The organism is Mumia sp. ZJ430, assembly GCF_011751845.1.
Lineage (GTDB): Bacteria > Actinomycetota > Actinomycetes > Propionibacteriales > Nocardioidaceae > Mumia.
Window position 1 is genome coordinate 1191704 of record NZ_JAAHFK010000001.1, and the last position, 18968, is coordinate 1210671.

An 18968-nucleotide genomic window follows, 5' to 3' on the forward strand; every position below is an offset into this window, starting at 1 on the left:
GACATGCCCGAAGACCTTCCTGACCGGCGTCTGCTGCTCGTGCACGCGCATCCTGACGACGAGACGATCGCGACTGGTGTGATCATGGCGAAGTACGCGGCCGAGGGGGTCGGTGTCACGCTCGTGACCTGCACGCTCGGCGAGGAGGGCGAGGTCCTCGTCCCCGAGCTCGCGCACCTCGCCTCGGACCGTGACGACCAGCTCGGCGCGCACCGGATCACCGAGCGCGACGCCGCGATGAAGATTCTCGGCGTCACCGACGCCCGCTGGCTCGGCGGTGCGGGCACCTACCGGGACTCCGGCATGGTCTGGTCGGAGACGGGCGCGGCCACCGTCGCGCCGGACGTGCCCGCCAACGCGTTCTGGCTCGCCGACCTCCGCGAGGCGGCGGACCACCTCGTCGCCGTGATCCGCGAGGTACGCCCGCAGGTCCTCGTGACGTACGACGACTTCGGCAACTACGGACACCCCGACCACGTGCAGGCGCATCGCGTCGCGACGTACGCGGTGGCGCTGGCCGCGGTGCCGTCGTACCGCCGCGACCTCGGCGAGCCGTGGGACGTCGCAAAGGTCTACTGGACGACCCAGTCGGAGTCGTGGCTGCGCGATGGGCTGCGGCGGCTGCGCGAGGCCGGCGACCACACGACGTTCGAGGGCATGGATCCCGAGGGCGATCTCTCGTTCATGGCCGTGCCCGACGACAAGATCGCGGCGGTGGTCACCGCCGAGGAGTACGCGGAGACCAAGCTCGAGGCGATGCGGGCGTATCCGACCCAGATCCAGGTCGACAGCCCGTTCTTCGCCCTGTCCAACAACCTCGGGGCGTACGTGTGGGGGTCCGAGTTCTTCCGGATCGCCAAGGGCACCCCGGTCCCCGACGACGACGGGTTCGAGCATGACCTCTTCGCGGGCACGCGGTAGATCCCGCCTCGCGCTCGCCTGGGTCGCAGCCGCCGTCCTCGGCGCCGTCCTGGCCGTCGCCGGTCTCGCCGTCCACCGCCACGTCGACGCGGGCCTCCCGTGGGGGCTCGTCCTCGCCCTCGCCGCCGCGTTCTTCGCGACCCGCGCCGCGGGGATGCTCGGCGGGAGGGCGGCCGCGGTCGCGCTCGCGGCGGGGTACGGCGCGGTGCTGGCGTTGACGATGTCGAGCCGTCCTGAGGGCGACTACCTCGTCGCGGCGGACGCGCTGGGATACTCGTTCCTGCTCGGCGCGATCGCGGTGCTCGGCATCGCGGTGGTTCTCTCGGTGAGCGGCGCGCGTCACACCAGCCCCGGTCCGGCAGGTCATCCCCGTACCCTGGGTTCGTGAGTTCTGCGCCGCATCCGCTCGATCCCGCCACGTCGCGCGCCTTCCGAGACGTCCTCGGGCGCTTCGCCAGCGGCGTCACCGTCGTGACGACCGTCGCCGACGGTGTCGACCACGCGATGACGGCGAGCGCGTTCTGCTCGGTGTCGCTCGAGCCGCCCCTCGTGCTCGTGGTCGTCGACCGTCGCAACCGCTTCCACGACGCGGTGCTCGACTCGGAGACGTGGGGGGTGTCGGTGCTGGCCGAGGACGGTCAGGACGACGCGTCCTGGCTCGCGCGCCGTGGGCGCCCGCTCGAGGACCAGCTCGACCGCGTGCCGCACCGCCGCGGCGACAAGACCGGTGCCGCGCTGCTCGACCGCGCGATCGCCTGGCTCGAGTGCCGGACGTGGCAGACCTACGACGGCGGCGACCACACGATCGTCGTCGGCGAGGTGCTCGACGCGTCGGTGCGCGCAGACGATGATGTCCCGCAGGATCTCGGCTCAGGATTCGCCGAGTCGCGCCTGGGCGAGCCGCTGCTCTACTACCGTTCACACTATGGGGCCCTCGTCCGCTCTCCGGAGAGCGAGAAGAACTCAGGCCCGACCCCGGCACAGCAGCAACGCTGACCAGGCCACGTTCGACCCCTGACCACGAGGAACCCATGCTCCCGCCCCCCATGCTCTCTGAGCAGGACCCGATCGCCCAGCAGCGAAGCACGCGCACCAACCGCATCGTGCTCGCCGTGCTCGGCGGGTTCGTGCTGCTCCTCGCCGGTCTCTACCTTGTGCTCCACTTCGCCACGTCCGACAAGGTCCCGTCGGGGACGACGATCGGCGGCGTCGACGTCGGGATGACCTCGATCTCGGATGCGCGCTCCGCGCTGACCGACGAGCTCGCCGCGCCGGCGAAGGAGCCCGTACGCATCGTCCGTGGCAAGAAGACCTTCGAGCTGACTCCCAAGGAGGCGGGTCTCGCCGTCGACGTCGACGCGTCCATCGCGCAGACCGGCGCCGACAGCTCCGTCTGGAACCCGTTCACGATGGTCGACATCCTCGTGGGCTCGCAGTCGTACCGCGTCGCCCTCGACGTCGACGAGACGGCCCTCACGTCGGCGGTCGCCTCGATCGCCGACGACACTGATCGCGAGGTGGCTGAGGGCCGCATCGACTTCCCGGACGCCAAGCCCGAAGTGACCGAGCCGAAGGCCGGACGCGCCGTCGACCAGAAGGCGACCGTGGCGCTCGTGCGCGAGTCGTACCCGCTGAAGCACACCGCGCTCGAGCTCCCGGTCGAGCCGGTCGAGCCCGCGGTGAGCAGCGACGACCTTGCCAAGGCCGTCACCGACCTCGCCGAGCCCGCGATGGACGCGCCGGTCAAGATCGTCGCCGGCAGCACATCCGCCGACCTCGATCCCGACGACTACGCGCGCGCGTTGTCGGTGCAGGTCAAGGACGGCGCACTCACGCCGGTGGTCGACCCCAAGAAGTTGGCGAAGCCGCTGGCGGAGGCGACCAAGGCGATCGGGACGCCCGCGAAGGACGCGACGGTCGTGATCCGCAGCGGCAGGCCGTTCGTGGTGCCGGGCAAGTCCGGCGTCGGCGTCGCGCCCACCGAGGTTGCCGCCAAGATCGTGCCCGTCCTCACCAAGTCAGGCGACGAGCGCGCGATTGAGGTCGAGCCGAAGGAGAAGCAGCCCGACATCACGACGAAGGAGGTCGCGAAGCTCGGCATCGTCGAGAAGGTCAGCTCCTTCACCACCAACTTCCCGTACGCCGAGTACCGCAACGTCAACCAGGGCCGTGCGGCCGCGCTGGTCAACGGGACGCTCCTCAAGCCGGGCGAGACGTTCAGCTTCAACGACACCGTCGGCGAGCGTACGGCGGCCAACGGCTTCACCACGGGCACGATGATCAGCAACGGCGTGTTCCGCGAGGACTTGGGCGGCGGTGTCTCCCAGGTCGCGACGACGCTCTACAACGCGGGTTTCTTCGGTGGTCTCGAGGACGTGACGCACAAGCCGCACAGCTTCTACATCAGCCGCTATCCGGTGGGGCGCGAGGCGACGGTGGCGTGGCCGAGCGTCGACCTGAAGTTCAAGAACACCACCGACCACGGCATCTTCATCCAGGCGTGGGTCAACAAGAGCACGCCCGGCCGCCAGGGCTCGATGAACGTCGTGCTGTGGGGGACGAAGCAGTGGGACATCAGTGCGGGGCTGTCCTCGCGCCGCAACCCGCGCGAGCCCGCGACCCGCTACGACGCGACCGACAAGTGTGTGCCGCAGGCCGGCGTCGCAGGCTTCGACGTGGACGTCTACCGGACCTTCAAGAAGGACGGCAAGGTCGTCAAGCGCGAGACGATCACGGCGCACTACAACGCGGCCGACAACGTCCAGTGCCGTCCAGCGCCCAAGGGCAAGGGCGACTGAGGCGCCCGTCAGGCCTCACGCCGGCGGTGTCACGTACCGGTACGAGTGGTGCGTGACGAACCCATACCTCGCGTACAGCGCAAGCGCGGGAGCGTTGTGCCGCATCGTCTGCAGAAAGACCTTGTCGGCGCCCTCGTCGCGGGCCCACGCCGCGCACACCTCCAGGAGCCGGCCCGCATGCCCCCGCCGGCGCGCGTACGGGGTGGTGTGGACGCTGGAGAGTCCCGCCCACTCCCCGGTGACGACCATCCGCGCCACGGCCTCGAGACCCTCGTCCCCCCGTACGGACGCGAACCTCACGATCGGCGGCGAGGCGAGGACGTGGCGGACGTCGTGCTCCTCGTACCTGCTCGCGTCGCGCTCGGCGGCGGCGAGCCACGCGTCGCTGAGCGTCGGCTCGAGCGTCACCTCCGCCGAGGTCGGGGGAGCCAGGGGAGCGGAGAGGACGGTGGCGAGGTCGGCGACCTGCACGACGGCGTGGTCGTGGGTGCCCCCGATGCCGACCCATCCGGCATCGGCGAAGCGACGCGCCCACGGCGTCTCGTCGATCACCTGCGCCTTCGGCGGCAGCCCGTGCGCGGCGTAGAACTCCTCGATCCGTGTGACCGCGTCTGCGAAGTCGGTCCCGGGGTCGCCGTGGATCCCCGCCGAGTTGGCACGGCCCGTGAAGCCGCCTGCCGCCCGTAGGGTCCAGGCGCCAAGCTTCTCGAGCACGCGCGGCGGCCAGCCGCGGGTGCAGATCTCGGCGAGCTCCTCCGGCGAGTAGTCGAGCGCCGGACGCGTACGGGCGCGAGCGCGCCCCTCGGGCACGGTCTTCGCGGCGACGACCGTGGACACCGCGACCTCGACCTCGGAGCCGTCGCGACGCTGGATCCGCAGCCGTGTCCCATCGTGCGCGAGCAGCCGACCGATCACGTCGGTGAGCGCCGGACCCCCGCTCGGACCTCGTTCTCCGGGCACGGTCGAACGGATCACCACGCGATGACCGACGAGGGCGTCAAACTGGCTCACCACGTGGCTCCTGACCAAGTTTGGAACGGTGTTTCGTCTATTAGGTGGACCTCACCACGAGGCACTCCGGGGAGAGGGTGATACTAGTTCTGAAAAGGTCGATCGAAGGAGTGGACCCCTCGTGACGTATGTCATCGCTCAGCCGTGCGTGGACCTGAAGGACCGTGCGTGCGTTGACGAGTGCCCGGTGGATTGCATCTACGAAGGCAAGCGGATGCTCTACATCCACCCCGACGAGTGCGTCGACTGCGGCGCGTGCGAGCCGGTGTGCCCGGTGGAGGCCATCTTCTACGAGGATGACACCCCGGAGGAGTGGAAGGACTACTACACCGCCAACGTCGACTTCTTCGACGATCTGGGCTCGCCCGGCGGTGCAGCCAAGATGGGTCCGATCGACAAGGACCACCCGATGATCGCCGCGCTGCCCCCGCAGAACCAGGACTGATGCCTGAGTGGAGTCCGGTCGCCCCGGTGAGCGTGGCGGAGCGGCTGGCGTCGCGCTCGGTGTCGCGACGCCTCCCGGACTTCCCATGGGACTCGCTGGCCGCGCTGAAGGCTCGGGCGGCCGCTCACCCCGACGGGATCGTCGACCTGTCGATCGGCACGCCCGTCGATGACACCCCGGACGTCGCCCGCGCTGCGCTGGCGGCGGGCTCGAACGCGCCCGGCTACCCGCAGACGATCGGCACGCCCGCGCTGCGACAGGCGGCGGTCGACTGGCTCGCCCGACGTCACGGCGTCGACGGCCTCGGGATCGACGGGGTGCTCCCGGCGATCGGCTCCAAGGAGCTCATCGCCGCCCTCCCGCTGCACCTCGGGCTCGGGCCAGGTGACACGGTCGTGTCCCCCGAGCTCGCCTACCCGACGTACGAGGTCGGGGCCCGGCTCGCCGGATGCGATGTGCTCGTCTCCGACTCGACCGTCGCGCTCGGCCCACAGCGGCCCGCGCTGATGTGGATCAACTCCCCGTCCAACCCGTCGGGGCGCGTGCTCGGCGTGGACCACCTCCGCAAGTCCGTCCAGTGGGCGCGTGAGCGCGGGGTCCTCCTCGTCTCCGACGAGTGCTATCTCGAGTGCGCGTGGGAGGCGGAGCCGCTCTCGGTCCTCCACCCCGACGTCAGCGACGGCTCCCACGAGGGGATCCTCGCCGTCCACTCGCTGTCGAAGCGCTCCAACCTGGCCGGCTATCGCGCCGCCTTCGTCGCCGGCGACCCGCTGATCGTCAGAGAGCTGCTCGAGGTCCGCAAGAACCTCGGCCTCATCGTCCCCCAGCCCGTCCAGGACGCCATGCGTGCCGCCCTGGACGACGACGCGCATGCCGATGCCCAGCACGCCGTGTACGCGGCCCGACGGGCGATCCTGCGTGACGCGCTCCTGCGCGCGGGCTTCCGGATCGACCACTCCGAGGCGTCGCTTTACCTGTGGGCGACGCGGGGTGAGCCTGCCCGCGAGACGGTCGCCGCACTCGCCGAGATCGGCGTGCTCGTCGCTCCGGGCGACTTCTATGGAGCGGCCGGTTCTCAGCACGTACGCGTCGGCTTCACGGCGACCGACGACCGGATCGCCGCTGCCGCCGCGCGGCTCGCCGCCTGGTCCTGACCGAGCAGGACCTCCTCGCGCACGCCACGCCGGGCACGACGCGTGGCACAAAGCGAGCGCCTAGCCGCGAGAGTGACTAGCCTCCGAAGTGACGAGTGCCCTGAGGTGCTCTGAACGGACACGGAGGAGACGGTCCATGAGTGACCCGCAGCAGCCTCCAGGCGGTCAGCCGCCTGGCAACGAGCCCCCGAGTGGTCCGCCCCCGTACGAACCTCCTCCGCAGGGCCCGCCGCCACAGGGCCCACCGTCGGGTGCAGGCGGCTACGGTCCGCCGCCCCAGGGGCCGCCGCCCGGCGGTGGTGGGTACGGCCCGCCCGGAGGGTACGGAGCACCTCCTCCGCAGGGTCCGCCCTCATACTCCGGTGGTCCGGGAGGCCCCGGCCCGCAGCACCTGAGCGTCGGCTCCGCGATCTCGTACGGCTGGGACAAGTTCCGCGCGAACTGGGGCGTCTGGGTGCTCGTCACCCTGGTGTTCTTCGTGATCCAGGCGCTGCTCAGCGGCATCAGCAACGGGTTCGACTACTCGAGCTCGGACGCGTGGGACGACAGCGGCTACACGCTGGCGACCGGGCTCACCGTCCTCGGCGTGATCGCCGCGATCGCGAGCACCATCGTCCAGTGGCTGATGCAGGCCGCCCAGACCCGTGGTGGTCTGCAAGAGACGACCGGCAACAAGCCGTCGTTCGGCGACTTCTTCAAGTGGGGCGACCGCGCGGGCGCGGTCATCCTCACCTTGCTGATGCTCGCCGCACTGACGTTCGTCGGCATCATCTTGTGCATCCTGCCGGGCATCATCTTCACGTTCTTCGCGTGGTACACGCTGTGGTTCGTGCTCGACCAGGGGCTCAACCCGCTCGACGCGCTGCAGGCGAGCTTCCGCCTGGTGGGCAACAACCTGGGCCCGGTGTTCCTGCTCGCGCTCGCGCTGATCGGCATCAACATCGTGGGTGCCTGCCTCTGCGGCATCGGCCTCCTGGTGACGATCCCGGTGACGTTGATCGCGACCGCGTACAGCTTCAAGTTCCTGACGCAGCAGCCGATCGCCTGACCCGCCGCCCGGACGTCATACGCATCGTGGGCAACGACCCCCGATCCGTATGACGTCCGGGCTCAGGCCACGTCGACGTGGACGTGGTCGCGGTGCTCGAGGATCGCGCGGTCGCCGCCGCGCGCCGGCGGGGTGTAGTCGCGCCAGCCCTGCGGCGCCCGACGCGCCGTCCAGATCTTCGCGTCGTAGATGACGGTCGCGACGTCGAGGCGGCTCGCGTTCGCGACGAGATACTGCGCGAGCGCCCAGCCGTCCTTGTTCGCCTGCGCGGTGACCGGCCGGAAGAACACGTCGACGGCTCTGCCCTCGTAGTGCTTCGAGCCTGCGGAGTGCCCGGTGCTCACGCCTTCGGGGGCGTACCCGCCGGTGGACAGCCGCCCGAACGCCTGGCGCAGGTCCACCCGCACCGCCTCGGCAGCCGGCGTCAGCCCGTTCTTGCCCAGCGCCTCCTCGCCGTCGGCGGCCGGGTCGACCACGCACGTGAACGCGGCGGGGGAGTTGCCGGTGAGCGCCGAGGCGAGCGCCCGCCCGTACGCCTCGTGGTCCGCGTACGCCTCGGGGAAGCCTGACCGCTGGACGGCCTGCGCCGCGTCCGTGATGGACATCGAGCGGTAGCCCTCGATCTTCTCGAGCCCGTCGTAGAAGCGGTTGATCGCGTACCGGGGCTGCAAGATCTGCTCGGGGGTGCCCCAGCCCTGCGACGGCCGCTGCTGGAAGAGACCCAGCGAGTCGCGGTCGCCGTAGTCGATGTTGCGCAGCTTCGACTCCTGGTACGCCGTCGCGAGGGCGATTGTCACGGCGCGCGCCGGCAGGTCCCGGCGCTTCGCGATCGCCGCCATCAGCGACGCGTGCTCGGCCTGCTCGAGGTCGAGGGTCGCGTACGTCTCCCCGACTTCGACCGTGCACTCCTCGCCGCGCAGCTGCGGGACGAACCCGCTGCGGGCGAGCACGACGACCCCCGCCGCGACAACCGCGATGACGAGGACGAGGACGAGCACGAGCACGCCGCCACGCCCCGAGCGCTGTGTGGTGGCGTCCACGGCGCTCAGTTCGCGTGGAGCGCGGCGTTGAGCGTGATGCCGCTGCCGTGGCGCGGGCGAGCCTCGAGCCGCCCCGTCTCGGTGTTCGTGAGGAACAGCAGGTTGTCGTGGCCGGACAGCTCGGCGGCCTTCACGACGGAACCGTCAGGCAGCGTCACCTTCGAGCCGGCGGTGACGTAACAGCCCGCGGCCACCACACAGTCGTCGCCGAGCGAGATGCCGATGCCGGCGTTGGCGCCGAGGAGGCAGTTCTCGCCGAGGCTGACGACCTGCTTGCCCCCACCCGACAGTGTGCCCATGATCGAGGCGCCGCCGCCGATGTCGGTGCCGTCCCCGACGACCACTCCGGCGCTGATGCGGCCCTCGACCATCGCGTGGCCGAGCGTGCCCGCGTTGAAGTTCACGAATCCCTCGTGCATCACGGTCGTGCCGTCGGCGAGGTGCGCGCCGAGGCGGACACGGTCGGCGTCGCCGATCCGTACGCCGGACGGCACGACGTAGTCGGTCATCCGCGGGAACTTGTCGATGCTCGTGACGGCCACGTTCAGGCCGGCGGCGCGCGCGCGCAGCCGCGTCTGCTCGAACCCCTCGACGGCGCAGGGGCCGATCGTGGTCCAGACGACGTTGGACAGCAGCCCGAACAGGCCGTCGAGGTTCGCGCCGTGCGGGCGTACGAGACGGTGCGACAGCAGGTGCAGCCGCAGGTAGGCGTCGTACGCGTCGGCCGGAGGTGCGGCGAGGTCGCCGATCTCGGTCCGGACGACCGTGCGGCGGACCTGACGGACCTCGTCCTCGCCCTCCAGGGCAGTGAGTCCGCTCGGCTCGGCGGTGCCATCGAAGGCGCCGAGCGCGGGGTTCGGGTACCAGACGTCGAGGACCGTGCCGTCCTCGGTGAGCGTGGCGATGCCGTACGCCCAGGCGGGCTGCGGGGAGGAGGTCATGCGGCCCAGGTTATCGAGCGGCTCCACGCGCCCCGGTGCCCTAGGGTGCGGTGATGGCCCTCGTACAGTTCAAGGACCTCTGCATCGACACGCGCGACCCGTCCGAGGCGTCGCGGTTCTGGGCCCGCGTGCTCGCGCTCACGGCCGAGGCCCTCGACGACGGCGACGCGGTGCTGCGCGGGTCGACCCCCGAGCACACGATCTGGGTGAACCGCGTCCCGGAGCCCCGTACGGCCAAGGCGCGGGTCCACCTCGACGTGCATGCGTGGTCCGTCGCCGAGATGGAGGCCGCGGGCGCGCGCGTCCTGCCGGAGTGGGGGTCGCTCCCGTGGACGGTGATGGCCGACCCCGAGGGTGGCGAGGTCTGTGCGTTCGTCCGACCAGAGGACTGGTGGACGGAGCGCAAGGACCCGTACCGCCTGTACGAGGTCGCCGTGGACGCCGCCGATGCACCGGCGATCGCGGCCTGGTGGGCCGACGTCCTCGGCACGGACGCGGCCGACGAGGACGGTGTCAGCGCGGTCGCGCCACCGGGAGCACCGTTCGACGCGTTCGTGTTCGCCACCGTGCCCGAGCCCAAGACCGTCAAGAACCGCATCCACTGGGACGTGACGGGTGGAGCGGATGCCGTCGACGCGCTCGTACGCCGTGGCGCGCGCGTGCTTCGTGCACCCGACGCCGTGGTCTCGTGGACGGTCATGGCCGACCCGGAGGGCAACGAGTTCTGCGTCTTCGGGGACGAGGCACTTTCGGAGGAGCCATGATGCCGCGTCCCTCGTACGGAGCGGAGCGTGATGGGATGGACACCATGAGCTCGCTCGACCTCGACGCAGACGTCGTCGACCTCACTGCCGCCCTCGTCGACATCCCTTCGGAGAGCCGCGACGAGGCGACGATCGCCGACGCCGTCGAGGCTGCCCTGCGCGACGCACCCCACCTCGAGGTCGTCCGCGACGGGCACACCCTCGTCGCGCGGACGGCGCTCGGCCGCGACAGCCGCGTCGTGATCGCCGGCCACCTTGACACCGTCCCGGCGAACGACAACCTCCCCTCGCGCCTGGTCGTCGACGACCTGTGGGGTCTGGGCTCCTGCGACATGAAGGGCGGCGTCGCCGTTGCGCTGCGCGCCGCCGCGCACGTCACGCAGCCGGTGCGTGACGTCACGTACGTCTTCTACGAGGCCGAGGAGATCGAGGCCTCCGCCAACGGTCTCGGTCGGCTGGCGCGCGAGCGTCCCGAGCTGCTCGCCGGTGACTTCGCAATCCTCATGGAGCCGTCGAACGGTGTCATCGAGGCAGGCTGCCAGGGATCGCTGCGCGTCGACGTCGTCACCCGCGGCGAGCGGGCGCACGCAGCGCGCTCGTGGATGGGCGACAACGCCGTCCACCGGCTCGCCCCGGTCCTGCAGCGGCTCGTCGACCACCAGGCCCGCAGCCCCGTCATCGACGGCCTGACCTATCGGGAGGGCCTCAACGCGGTCGGCATCAGCGGCGGCGTCGCTTCCAACGTCGTCCCGGACGAGGCGCGGCTGAGCGTGAACTATCGCTTCGCGCCCGACCGTACGGAGGAGGAGGCGCTCGCGTACCTCCACGAGGTCTTCGACGGGTACGACCTCGCCGTGACCGACACGGCGCCAGGTGCGATGCCCGGGCTCGACCGGCCGGCCGCAGCGGCGTTCGTCGCGGCGATGGGCGTCGAGGTGAATCCGAAGTTCGGCTGGACCGACGTCGCGCAGTTCACCCGGCTGGGCGTTCCGGCGGTCAACTTCGGCCCCGGGGACCCGCTGCTGGCCCACAAGCAGGACGAGCGGGTGCCGGTGGCCCAGCTGCTCGCGGTCGAGCAGCGTCTACACGCGTGGTTGAGGGGCGAGGGAGGACAACGATGAGTGACGACTGGCCGGGCGGAGCTCCGCCTGCATCGGAGCGCGAGAACAACGAGCGGGTCAAGGGGCCTGTCGTCATGCGACGGGGCCAGATCACGCCGACGACGACGGACCAGCGGCTCCTCGACACGCGTGGACGCGCCGACTGGCTCCACACCGACCCGTGGCGGGTGCTGCGGATCCAGGCTGAGTTCGTCGAGGGCTTCGGCGCCCTGTCCGAGCTTGGCCCCGCAGTGAGCGTGTTCGGCTCGGCCCGGATGGCTCCGGGATCGCGCTGGTACGAGGCCGCCCGCGAGGTCGGCCACCGCTTCGCCGACGCCGGGATCGGAGTCATCACCGGCGGTGGGCCGGGGATCATGGAGGCGGCGAACCGCGGTGCCTGTGAGGGCGGCGGGGTCTCCGTCGGCCTCGGCATCGAGCTGCCGTTCGAGGAGAAGATGAACCCGTGGGTCGACCTCGGGGTCAACTTCCGCTACTTCTTCGCCCGCAAGACGATGTTCGTCAAGTACGCGCAGGGGTTCGTGGTCTTCCCCGGTGGCTACGGCACGCTCGACGAGCTGTTCGAAGCGCTCACGCTGGCCCAGACCCGCAAGGTCACGCAGTTCCCGGTGGTGCTCTACGGCACCTCGTACTGGAACGGCCTGCTCGACTGGCTGCACGGCGCCGTCCTCGAGGAGGGGGCCATCGTCTCCGACGACGTGGACCGGCTGATCGTGACTGACGACGTCGACGAGGTCGTCGCGCAGTTCCAGGGCTCCTGAGCCCGGCCGACCCCGGCGCCGACGCCTGGCGCGCCGCGAGCGGTGCGAGCCCGCCGTACGGCAGAATTGGCCGGACAGTCCGAGGGACGGAGAACACGTGCGGGTCTCGTCACAGCAGCGTCGTGAGCAGCTCATCGAGGCAGCGCTCGTCGTGGCCAAGCGCGATGGCGTCGGCGCGGTCAGCACCCGCACCGTCGCCGCCGAGGCCGGCGCCACGCCGGGCATCGTCCACTACGTCTTCGCGTCGATGGACGAGCTCCTGCGCGCGATGATCGGGCGGATGGCCGAGCAGTACATCGATACCGTCACCGACGCTGCCGTCGCCGGCGAGCACGACGCCACCTCGCTCCTCGTTCAGAGCTTCACCCAGCTGTGGACCTCCGTCGAGGACGACCCCGACGGTCACCTGCTCACCTTCGAGGTCGCCGCGCACGCCCTGCGCAACGCCGGGTTCAACGACCTCGCCCAGTGGCAGTACGCGACCTACCGCGAGACGGCGAAGCGGGTCCTCGAGCGCGTCGCCGAGGTGTGCGACGTCGAGTGGACGCTGCCCCTCGACGTGCTGGCGCGCATGCTCGTCGTGATCAACGACGGCGTGGTGCTGTCGTGGCTCGTCGACCGCGACAGCGAGAAGGCCCGCGAGGTCTATGCCGCGTTCGTCCGCGAGGTCGCGTCCTACGCCAGTCCGCGTCGAGAGACGGCGGGCTGACGGGTCCCCGCGATCGAGGCGACCATGTCGAGGCACTGACGGGTCGCCGTGACGTCGTGCGTCCGGAACACCCTCACGCCAGCCGCCGCTGACCAGGCGGTCGCGGCGAGCGTGCCAGGCAGCCGGTCGTCCCGCTCGACGTCGAGCGTCTCGCCGATGAAGTCCTTGCGCGACAGCGCGACCATCACCGGCCACCCCGTCGCAACGAGCTCGCCGATCCGGCGCGTGAGGATCAGCGAGTGGCGCGTGTTCTTGCCGAAGTCGTGCGTGGGGTCCAGCAGCACGCCCTCGGGCGCGACACCGGCGTCCATCGCGCGCTGTGCCAGCGTGGTCGTCCGCGCGACGACATCGGCCACCACGTCCTCGTACGCGGGCCTGAACGGGTCCGTACGCGGCGCGAGGCCGCCGGTGTGGCTGCAGACGATCCCGGCGCCGTGCTGCGCGGCGACGTGCACGAGCTCGGGATCGTGGCCGGCCCACGTGTCGTTCACCAGGTCGGCCCCCCGCGCGCACAACACGTCGGCGACCTCGCTGCGCCAGGTGTCGACGCTGAGCACGAGGTCGGGGTAGCGCGCACGCGCGGCCTCGACGAAGTCCGCCGTACGGCGCAGCTCCTCGGCGGGGCCGACCGCGTCGCCGTACCCGGCCTTGACGCCTCCGATGTCGACGATGTCAGCGCCGTCGGCGACCACGGCGTCGAGGTAGGCAAGGGCGTCCTCGAACGCAAACGTGCGGCCACGGTCGTAGAAGGAGTCGGGGGTCCGGTTCACGATCGCCATGACCGCGTGCTCTCCCGGCGCGAACACGCGGTCGCGCAGTCGGAGCTCCATGGCACGATCGTAGGCGTGATCTGGATCGGAGTCCTCGTGGGTGCGCTGATCGTCGGTGCTGCCGTCACGGTCGTGGCGGGGCGCACAGGGGCGCTGGGGCCGCCCGTGTCGACGCGGCGCGACGTCCTGGTGCCCGCTGAGGGTGAGCTGACAGCTCGCGACCTGCGTGCGGTGCGGTTCACCCGTGCCTGGCGCGGCTACGCCCGCGACGAGGTCGACGCCCTGCTCGCGCGGCTGGAGGCCGACGTCGACGCCCGCGCGGCCGCCGCCGACGAGGCGCCGCGTACGGCCGACGAGACGGGAGAGCGTGATGAGTGACGCGATCGTCGGCCACGACGGCCTCGCGCGCTGCCCTTGGGCGGAGTCGTCGGACGAGATGCGGGTCTATCACGACACCGAGTGGGGGCGCTCGGTCCGCGACGAGCGCGGGCTCTTCGAGCGGCTGACCCTCGAGGCGTTCCAGTCGGGGCTGTCGTGGGCGATCGTGCTGCGCAAGCGCCCGCGGTTCCGCGAGGTGTTCGCCGACTTCGACCCGGAGGTCGTCGCCGCGTACGACGGTGCGCGGGTCGCGGAGCTGCTCGACGACGCCGGCATCATCCGCAACCGCACCAAGGTCGAGGCGACGATTGCCAACGCGGCCGCGGTGCGGGCGCTCGAGGGCGGGTTCGCCGATCTCGTCTGGTCGTTCGCGCCGCCGGCTCGGCCCCGCCCGGCGTCGGTGGCCGACGTGCCGGCGGTGACGCCGGAGTCGAAGGCGCTCGCGGCATCGCTGAAGCGTCACGGGTTCGTGTTCGTCGGTCCTACGACGGCATACGCCCTCATGCAGGCCACGGGCATGGTGGACGACCACCTCGCCGGCTGCCACGTGCGGACGGAGCCTGTCTGAGCGAGGATCGGGCGCATGCCGACCCTCGCGCGTGCTGTCCGAATCGGCGTCGCACTCGCGATGCTGCCCGTCCCGGCGCTGGTCGTGCCCGGCGCCGTCGCGGCCCCGACGTCCGGCGCACCGGCCTCCGTCGCTATCGCGGACACCGCAGTGCGGGCCGCTCCGCGCCCGGCGGTGGTCGAGCGGGTCGTCTTCGGCCAGTCACGCCGGGGGCGTGACCTCGTGGCGTACCGGCTCGGCGACCCGGACGCCACCCGCTCCGCTGTCGTGATCGCCGCGATGCACGGTGACGAGCGCAAGCCGCAGGCCATCCTCCGTACGCTGCGCGACGGGAGGCCGATCGAGGGCCTCGACCTGTGGATCGTGCCCAACGCCAACCCCGACGGAGTCGCCCGCAAGGCCCGCCGCAACGCCCGCGGCGTCGACCTCAACCGCAACTACCCACGCAGGTGGAAGCGCTCGAAGCGTGGGCCGACCTGGTCCGGGCCGCGTGCGGCGTCCGAGCCCGAGACGAAGGCGATGATGCGGTTCCTTCGCCGCGTCGACCCCGATCAGGTGGTGTCGTTCCACCAGCCGCTCTACGGGATCGACACCAGCGGCACCGGCAACCGCCCGCTCGCCCGCAGGTTGGCGAAGCACCTCAAGCTGCCCAGGCGCTCCTTCTCCTGCGGGTCGGGCTGCCACGGCACGCTCTCGCAGTGGTTCAACCATCGGCTCGACGGCCAGCTGGTCACCGTCGAGCTCAGCCGGCGACCGTCCCGGGCCTACCTGACCGGGACCGCGCCGCACGGCCTCCTCAAGGCGCTCGGCGGTCGCCGCGTCTGACGGGCCGCGAGAGGAAGGTCAGCGACCGACGAAGGTCGGCTTCTCCTTGGCCACGAAGGCCTCGACGGCGGCCGTGTGGTCCTCGGTCGCGCCCGTGAGCGCCATCAGCCGCGCCTCGTTGGAGAGCGACTCGGGGAGCGAGTGGGTGGCAGAGAACGCGAGCGCCCGCTTCAGCGACGCGTACGCGATCGTCGGGCCGGACGCCAGACGGGTCGCGAGGCTCCGTACGGTCTCGGCGAGCTCCTCGTCGGGGACGACCTGGGTCGCGAGACCGAGCGAGGCGGCCTCCTCGGCGCCGACTGTGCGGGGCAGCATCAGCAGCTCGGTCGCCTTCGGGAGGCCGACGAGCCGCTGGAGTGTCCACGACGCGCCCGTGTCGGCCGACAGGGCGATGCTGGCGAACGCGAGGTTGAACCCGGCCGAGGCGCCGACGATCCGGAAGTCCGCCGCGAAGGCGATCGAGGCCCCGGCGCCCGCGGCGATCCCGTTGACGGCAGCGATCACCGGCTTCGGCATCTGCGTGATCGCGAGCACCATCGGGTTGAAGTGCTCCTCGACGGTGTTGCCGAGCGAGACCTCGCCGCTGCGGAGCGCCGCGATGTGCTCCTTGAGGTCCTGACCGGCACTGAACGCCCGCCCCGAACCGGTCACGACGACGCACCGGACGGTGTCGTCGGCAGCCGCCTTCTGCAGCGCGTCACGGAACGCGACCTTGGTCTCGTCGTTGAAGCTGTTGAGCGTTTCGGGGCGTGAGAGCGTGATCGTCGCGACGGCCTCAGAGAGGTCGTACGTCACAGAAGAGGCGGGCTCGGTCATGGCGTCAGTCTGCCGCATTCACCGATGACGCGACCGTGCGCGATAATGGACCCACTCAAGGTGCACGCGTCGGCGCTGCGCACGAAGGAGAGGGGAACGCATGGCGGCCATGAAGCCTCGGACCGGGGACGGCCCGCTGGAGGTCACCAAGGAAGGACGTTGCATCGTGATGCGGGTTCCGCTCGAAGGTGGTGGGCGGCTCGTCGTCGAGCTCACCAACAACGAGGCCTCCGACCTCGGTGATGCCCTGAAGGCTGTCTGAGTGGCCTCGCACCCCGGTCTGACCGTCCGCTGGTCGCTGCGTGACGCCCCCGTCGGCACGCTCGACCGGCTGAAGGAGTACGTCCGGGACACCTCGTACGAGCGGTTCGCCGGCAAGGACGGCCTCGCCTTCAAGACCTGGCGCGCACGTGAAGGCGCCTGGTTCGAGGGTGTGTACGTCTTTGCCGACGATGCCGAGCGGGCAGCGTTCCAGGAGTCGTTCACCGCCTCGGCGGACACGGCTCCTGGATCGCAGATCATCGGCAGCAGCCCGGTGCTCATCGAGGAGTGCGAGATCGTGGCGATCGCGGAGGGTGTAGCGGGCTTCGCGCCCGCCGCGTCCTTCGGGTGATCGCCTTCGGGTGATCGCTAGGGCCCCCTCGTCGCAGGCCCCGCTGTCGTCGCAGCGGGGCCCGCGACGGGGGACCGAACGGAGCGGCACCGCTCACAGGAGATCGGCGAGCAGGGCGGCTGCGCGTGCGGCGCCGTCGGTCTCGACGCGCCTCGTCGCGGGTGTGCGTCCGACCTCGGCGAGCAGTGCGTGAGCCAGCGCGTCCGGGTTGCACGCCTCCTCGTACGCGAGCCTGTGTCCGGCCCCGTACTGCCTGAGCCGGTGCGGCACGTGGACGTTCTGCTCGAAGTGGTGGCGCAGCGGGACGTAGACGAACGGCACCCCCTGCGCCGTGAGCTCCATGCAGGTCGTGAGTCCGCCCTGGACCAGCGCCACGTCCGCCGCACCGAGTGTCCGGTGCAGGTCGGGGACGAACCCCCTCAGGCGCACACCGCGCCTGCGCGGGAGACCGCGCGGGTCGATCCGGGGCCCGGTGGCCACGAGGAACCGCATCCGCGGCTCGACCCGCCTGATCATCGGCACCGCGTCGAGCACCCGCCGCAGGAGGGGTTCGCCGACCCCGGAGCCGCCGACCGTGACGACGCAGAACAGGTCCTCGGGGCTCAGCCCGAGCGACGCCCGTACGGCCTGCCGGTCGGCCTCCCCGATCGGGTCGAAGCCGGTGACGTAGCCCGAGAACGCGAAGTTCTCCTCCGTCCACTCGCGGATCCCCGGCAGGCCCGGGCCGAAGGTCTCGTCCACCACGTCGTCAGGGTTGCCGACGAACACCGACCGGTCGCGCACCCGCTGGAACCGCGCCCGGTGCTCGATCATCTCGGCGTTGTGGTCGGCGGTGAGCGCTGCCTCGGCGGGCCCGCCGTCGGCCATCGGGACCCACCCGACGAAGTCGGTGAACCACGCGAACGCGAACCGCTTGAGCTCGGGGTTCTCGTGCAGGAAGTAGTCGACGTCCCACGCCTCGTCGCCGACCACGAGGTCGTACGGCTCCTCGCGCACGAGGTCGTCGAACACGCCGAAGTTGGCGGCCAGGATCTCGTCCATCCGCCGGATCGCTTGGAACGCGTGCAGGTCGTGCTCGGCTGCCTCGTCCTCCACGTGCGCGCACTCGCTCGCCAGGAACGCCGAGGCGGGGTGGACGTGCTCCCCGGCACGCGCGAGGACCCCGGTCGCCGGCTCCTGGGTCAGCCAGTCGATCTGGAGGTCGGGGTGGTGCTTGCGCAAGGCGTCGGCGATCGCCAGGTCGCGGCGGACGTGGCCGAGCCCGATCGGCGAGGTGAGGTAGAGCGCGCGCCGTGGTCTGCGGCGACCCCGTGTCCACGTGCGGCGTACGGAGGTCTCGGGCCACAGGCGCTCGGCGAACTCTCGTACGGCCCGGGTGACCGCGACCGGGGAGCGTGCGTGAGGGGCATGACCGCCGCCAGCGATCGTGAGCAGGGTGCCGCCTGTCGCGTCGGCGAGGGCGATCCCCTCGGCGTACGGGCGTACGTGGTCGTCATCGCCGTGGATCACGAGGAGCGGCACGTCCGCCTGGACCACGCGCTGGGCGAATCCGGGGGCCCGGCACGAGGTGCGGGCGAACTCGGTGTCGACGAGGCGTTCGGGTCCGATCTCGTGTCCCCAGGCGACGCAGTCCTCGATCTGCTTCGTGGAGTGCGGCTCGGTGAACATCCGCCCGAAGAAGAACCGGAGGAAGTGGTCGTAGTCGCCGTGGAGCCAGGTGTGACGGGTGAAGGTGGCCCACCCCTCGGGCGTCGTTGCGGGGTCGGCGGGCTCTTGGAGGAACACCTGGCGCTCGCGCTCCTCGATCCCGGGCACGAGTCCGAGGGCGGGGCCGATCGCGACGACGCCGGCCACCTCCTCGGGTGCCTCGAGGGCCATCGCGAGCGACCAGGCCACGCCGCAGGAGAAGCCGACGACGAGCGCCGGATCGGGGTCGGCGCCACGGCGCACTCGCGCGAGGACGGCCCGCGCGTCGGCGACGAACTCCTCGTCGGCGTAGGCCTCGGGCCCCGCCGGGCGGTCCGAGCCTCCGCTGCCGCGGCCGTCGAAGGTGACGACACGGAAGTGGCGGGCGAGGGTCGGCACCTGTGCCTTCCACGTGAGCGACGGGATGATCGACCAGGTCGGCATCAGCAAGATCGTGTGCGGGGCATCCCCGAACACCTCGTACGCGACACGGACCCCGTCGCGGACGACGGAACCGTGGTCGTCGGGCTCCCTGGCGCGCATCGTCCCCCTCCGTCAGCGGCCGTCGCACCCAGTCTGCCCTTGCAGACGGGTGCGACGGC

22 protein-coding genes are annotated in these 18968 nt (G+C 71.2%); 16 read left to right on the plus strand and 6 right to left on the minus strand.

Annotated features, from left to right (window positions below):
* The first annotated feature begins 3 nt into the window (after window positions 1–3).
* Genes mshB through HCT63_RS05810 form a run of 4 tightly spaced genes read left to right on the plus strand, consistent with a single transcriptional unit; the run spans window position 4 to window position 3719 of the window.
* On the plus strand, window positions 4–921 hold the full coding sequence (mshB, locus tag HCT63_RS05795; RefSeq protein ID WP_167001918.1) for an N-acetyl-1-D-myo-inositol-2-amino-2-deoxy-alpha-D-glucopyranoside deacetylase: 918 nt from the start codon (window positions 4–6) through the stop codon (window positions 919–921).
* Window positions 896–1309 (plus strand): DUF6113 family protein, encoded by a 414-nt coding sequence (locus HCT63_RS05800; protein WP_167001920.1) that lies wholly within the window; start codon window positions 896–898, stop codon window positions 1307–1309. Before mshB ends, HCT63_RS05800 begins: the two co-directional genes overlap by 26 nt.
* Window positions 1306–1917, plus strand: coding sequence for a flavin reductase family protein (locus tag HCT63_RS05805; RefSeq protein WP_167001922.1), 612 nt, complete (start codon window positions 1306–1308; stop codon window positions 1915–1917). Before HCT63_RS05800 ends, HCT63_RS05805 begins: the two co-directional genes overlap by 4 nt.
* A gap of 35 nt (window positions 1918–1952) precedes the next feature.
* Window positions 1953–3719, plus strand: coding sequence for a VanW family protein (locus HCT63_RS05810; protein ID WP_167001924.1), 1767 nt, complete (start codon window positions 1953–1955; stop codon window positions 3717–3719).
* A 15-nt stretch (window positions 3720–3734) separates the two neighbouring features.
* On the opposite strand, the gene HCT63_RS05815 is transcribed toward HCT63_RS05810, so the two are convergent.
* Window positions 3735–4730: a GNAT family N-acetyltransferase gene (locus HCT63_RS05815; RefSeq protein ID WP_167001926.1), complete on the minus strand. Its 996-nt coding sequence runs from the start codon at window positions 4728–4730 to the stop codon at window positions 3735–3737.
* A gap of 121 nt (window positions 4731–4851) precedes the next feature.
* On the opposite strand from HCT63_RS05815, the gene fdxA reads away from it, so the two are divergent.
* From fdxA to HCT63_RS05830, 3 genes are all read left to right on the plus strand, one after another.
* Window positions 4852–5175, plus strand: a complete 324-nt coding sequence (gene fdxA, locus HCT63_RS05820; protein WP_139086403.1) for a ferredoxin — start codon at window positions 4852–4854, stop codon at window positions 5173–5175.
* Window positions 5175–6329, plus strand: coding sequence for a succinyldiaminopimelate transaminase (dapC, locus tag HCT63_RS05825; RefSeq protein WP_167001928.1), 1155 nt, complete (start codon window positions 5175–5177; stop codon window positions 6327–6329). The genes fdxA and dapC overlap by 1 nt, the downstream gene beginning before the upstream one ends.
* Window positions 6330–6465: 136 nt before the next feature.
* The gene (locus tag HCT63_RS05830; RefSeq protein WP_167001934.1) at window positions 6466–7377 is read left to right on the plus strand and encodes a hypothetical protein; all 912 of its coding nucleotides are present in this window, start codon (window positions 6466–6468) and stop codon (window positions 7375–7377) included.
* 62 nt (window positions 7378–7439) lie between these two features.
* On the opposite strand, the gene HCT63_RS05835 is transcribed toward HCT63_RS05830, so the two are convergent.
* A complete protein-coding gene (locus HCT63_RS05835) occupies window positions 7440–8327 on the minus strand; it encodes a hypothetical protein (protein WP_243842926.1) in 888 nt (295 codons plus the stop codon).
* A gap of 95 nt (window positions 8328–8422) precedes the next feature.
* The gene (dapD, locus tag HCT63_RS05840) at window positions 8423–9358 is read right to left on the minus strand and encodes a 2,3,4,5-tetrahydropyridine-2,6-dicarboxylate N-succinyltransferase (RefSeq protein ID WP_167001936.1); all 936 of its coding nucleotides are present in this window, start codon (window positions 9356–9358) and stop codon (window positions 8423–8425) included.
* Between the two features lie 53 nt (window positions 9359–9411).
* Here dapD and HCT63_RS05845 point away from each other — a divergent pair, with 53 nt between their 5' ends.
* From HCT63_RS05845 to HCT63_RS05860, 4 genes are all read left to right on the plus strand, one after another.
* Window positions 9412–10122 carry a VOC family protein gene (locus HCT63_RS05845; RefSeq protein ID WP_167001938.1) on the plus strand — a complete coding sequence of 237 codons (711 nt, stop codon included), beginning with the start codon at window positions 9412–9414 and terminating at the stop codon, window positions 10120–10122.
* A gap of 44 nt (window positions 10123–10166) precedes the next feature.
* On the plus strand, window positions 10167–11243 hold the full coding sequence (gene dapE / locus HCT63_RS05850; RefSeq protein WP_167002405.1) for a succinyl-diaminopimelate desuccinylase: 1077 nt from the start codon (window positions 10167–10169) through the stop codon (window positions 11241–11243).
* Window positions 11240–12001, plus strand: coding sequence for a TIGR00730 family Rossman fold protein (locus HCT63_RS05855; RefSeq protein ID WP_167001940.1), 762 nt, complete (start codon window positions 11240–11242; stop codon window positions 11999–12001). The genes dapE and HCT63_RS05855 overlap by 4 nt, the downstream gene beginning before the upstream one ends.
* A gap of 97 nt (window positions 12002–12098) precedes the next feature.
* On the plus strand, window positions 12099–12710 hold the full coding sequence (locus HCT63_RS05860; RefSeq protein ID WP_167001942.1) for a TetR/AcrR family transcriptional regulator: 612 nt from the start codon (window positions 12099–12101) through the stop codon (window positions 12708–12710).
* Here HCT63_RS05860 and folP read toward each other — a convergent pair.
* Complete coding sequence (folP, locus tag HCT63_RS05865) at window positions 12677–13540, minus strand: dihydropteroate synthase (RefSeq protein WP_167001944.1); 864 nt, start codon at window positions 13538–13540, stop codon at window positions 12677–12679. The genes HCT63_RS05860 and folP overlap by 34 nt on opposite strands.
* Window positions 13541–13555: 15 nt before the next feature.
* Between folP and HCT63_RS05870 the strand changes: the two genes are divergently transcribed.
* Genes HCT63_RS05870 through HCT63_RS05880 form a run of 3 tightly spaced genes read left to right on the plus strand, consistent with a single transcriptional unit; the run spans window position 13556 to window position 15251 of the window.
* Window positions 13556–13858 (plus strand): DivIVA domain-containing protein, encoded by a 303-nt coding sequence (locus HCT63_RS05870; RefSeq protein WP_243842898.1) that lies wholly within the window; start codon window positions 13556–13558, stop codon window positions 13856–13858.
* Window positions 13851–14426, plus strand: coding sequence for a DNA-3-methyladenine glycosylase I (locus HCT63_RS05875; protein ID WP_167001946.1), 576 nt, complete (start codon window positions 13851–13853; stop codon window positions 14424–14426). Before HCT63_RS05870 ends, HCT63_RS05875 begins: the two co-directional genes overlap by 8 nt.
* 15 nt (window positions 14427–14441) lie before the next feature.
* Window positions 14442–15251, plus strand: coding sequence for a M14 family zinc carboxypeptidase (locus HCT63_RS05880; protein ID WP_167001947.1), 810 nt, complete (start codon window positions 14442–14444; stop codon window positions 15249–15251).
* Window positions 15252–15269: 18 nt separating this feature from the next.
* Here the strand turns inward: HCT63_RS05880 and HCT63_RS05885 are convergent, their stop codons facing one another.
* Entirely contained in the window at window positions 15270–16067 is a 798-nt protein-coding gene (locus tag HCT63_RS05885) for an enoyl-CoA hydratase-related protein (protein ID WP_167001949.1), read from the minus strand.
* A 100-nt stretch (window positions 16068–16167) separates the two neighbouring features.
* Here HCT63_RS05885 and HCT63_RS05890 point away from each other — a divergent pair, with 100 nt between their 5' ends.
* Together HCT63_RS05890 and HCT63_RS05895 are read left to right on the plus strand one after the other, a co-directional pair.
* Window positions 16168–16329, plus strand: a complete 162-nt coding sequence (locus HCT63_RS05890; RefSeq protein ID WP_167001951.1) for a DUF3117 domain-containing protein — start codon at window positions 16168–16170, stop codon at window positions 16327–16329.
* Window positions 16330–16680, plus strand: coding sequence for a hypothetical protein (locus tag HCT63_RS05895; protein ID WP_167001953.1), 351 nt, complete (start codon window positions 16330–16332; stop codon window positions 16678–16680).
* 93 nt (window positions 16681–16773) lie between these two features.
* On the opposite strand, the gene HCT63_RS05900 is transcribed toward HCT63_RS05895, so the two are convergent.
* Window positions 16774–18909 (minus strand): alpha/beta hydrolase, encoded by a 2136-nt coding sequence (locus HCT63_RS05900; RefSeq protein WP_167001955.1) that lies wholly within the window; start codon window positions 18907–18909, stop codon window positions 16774–16776.
* Between the last annotated feature and the right edge of the window lie 59 nt (window positions 18910–18968).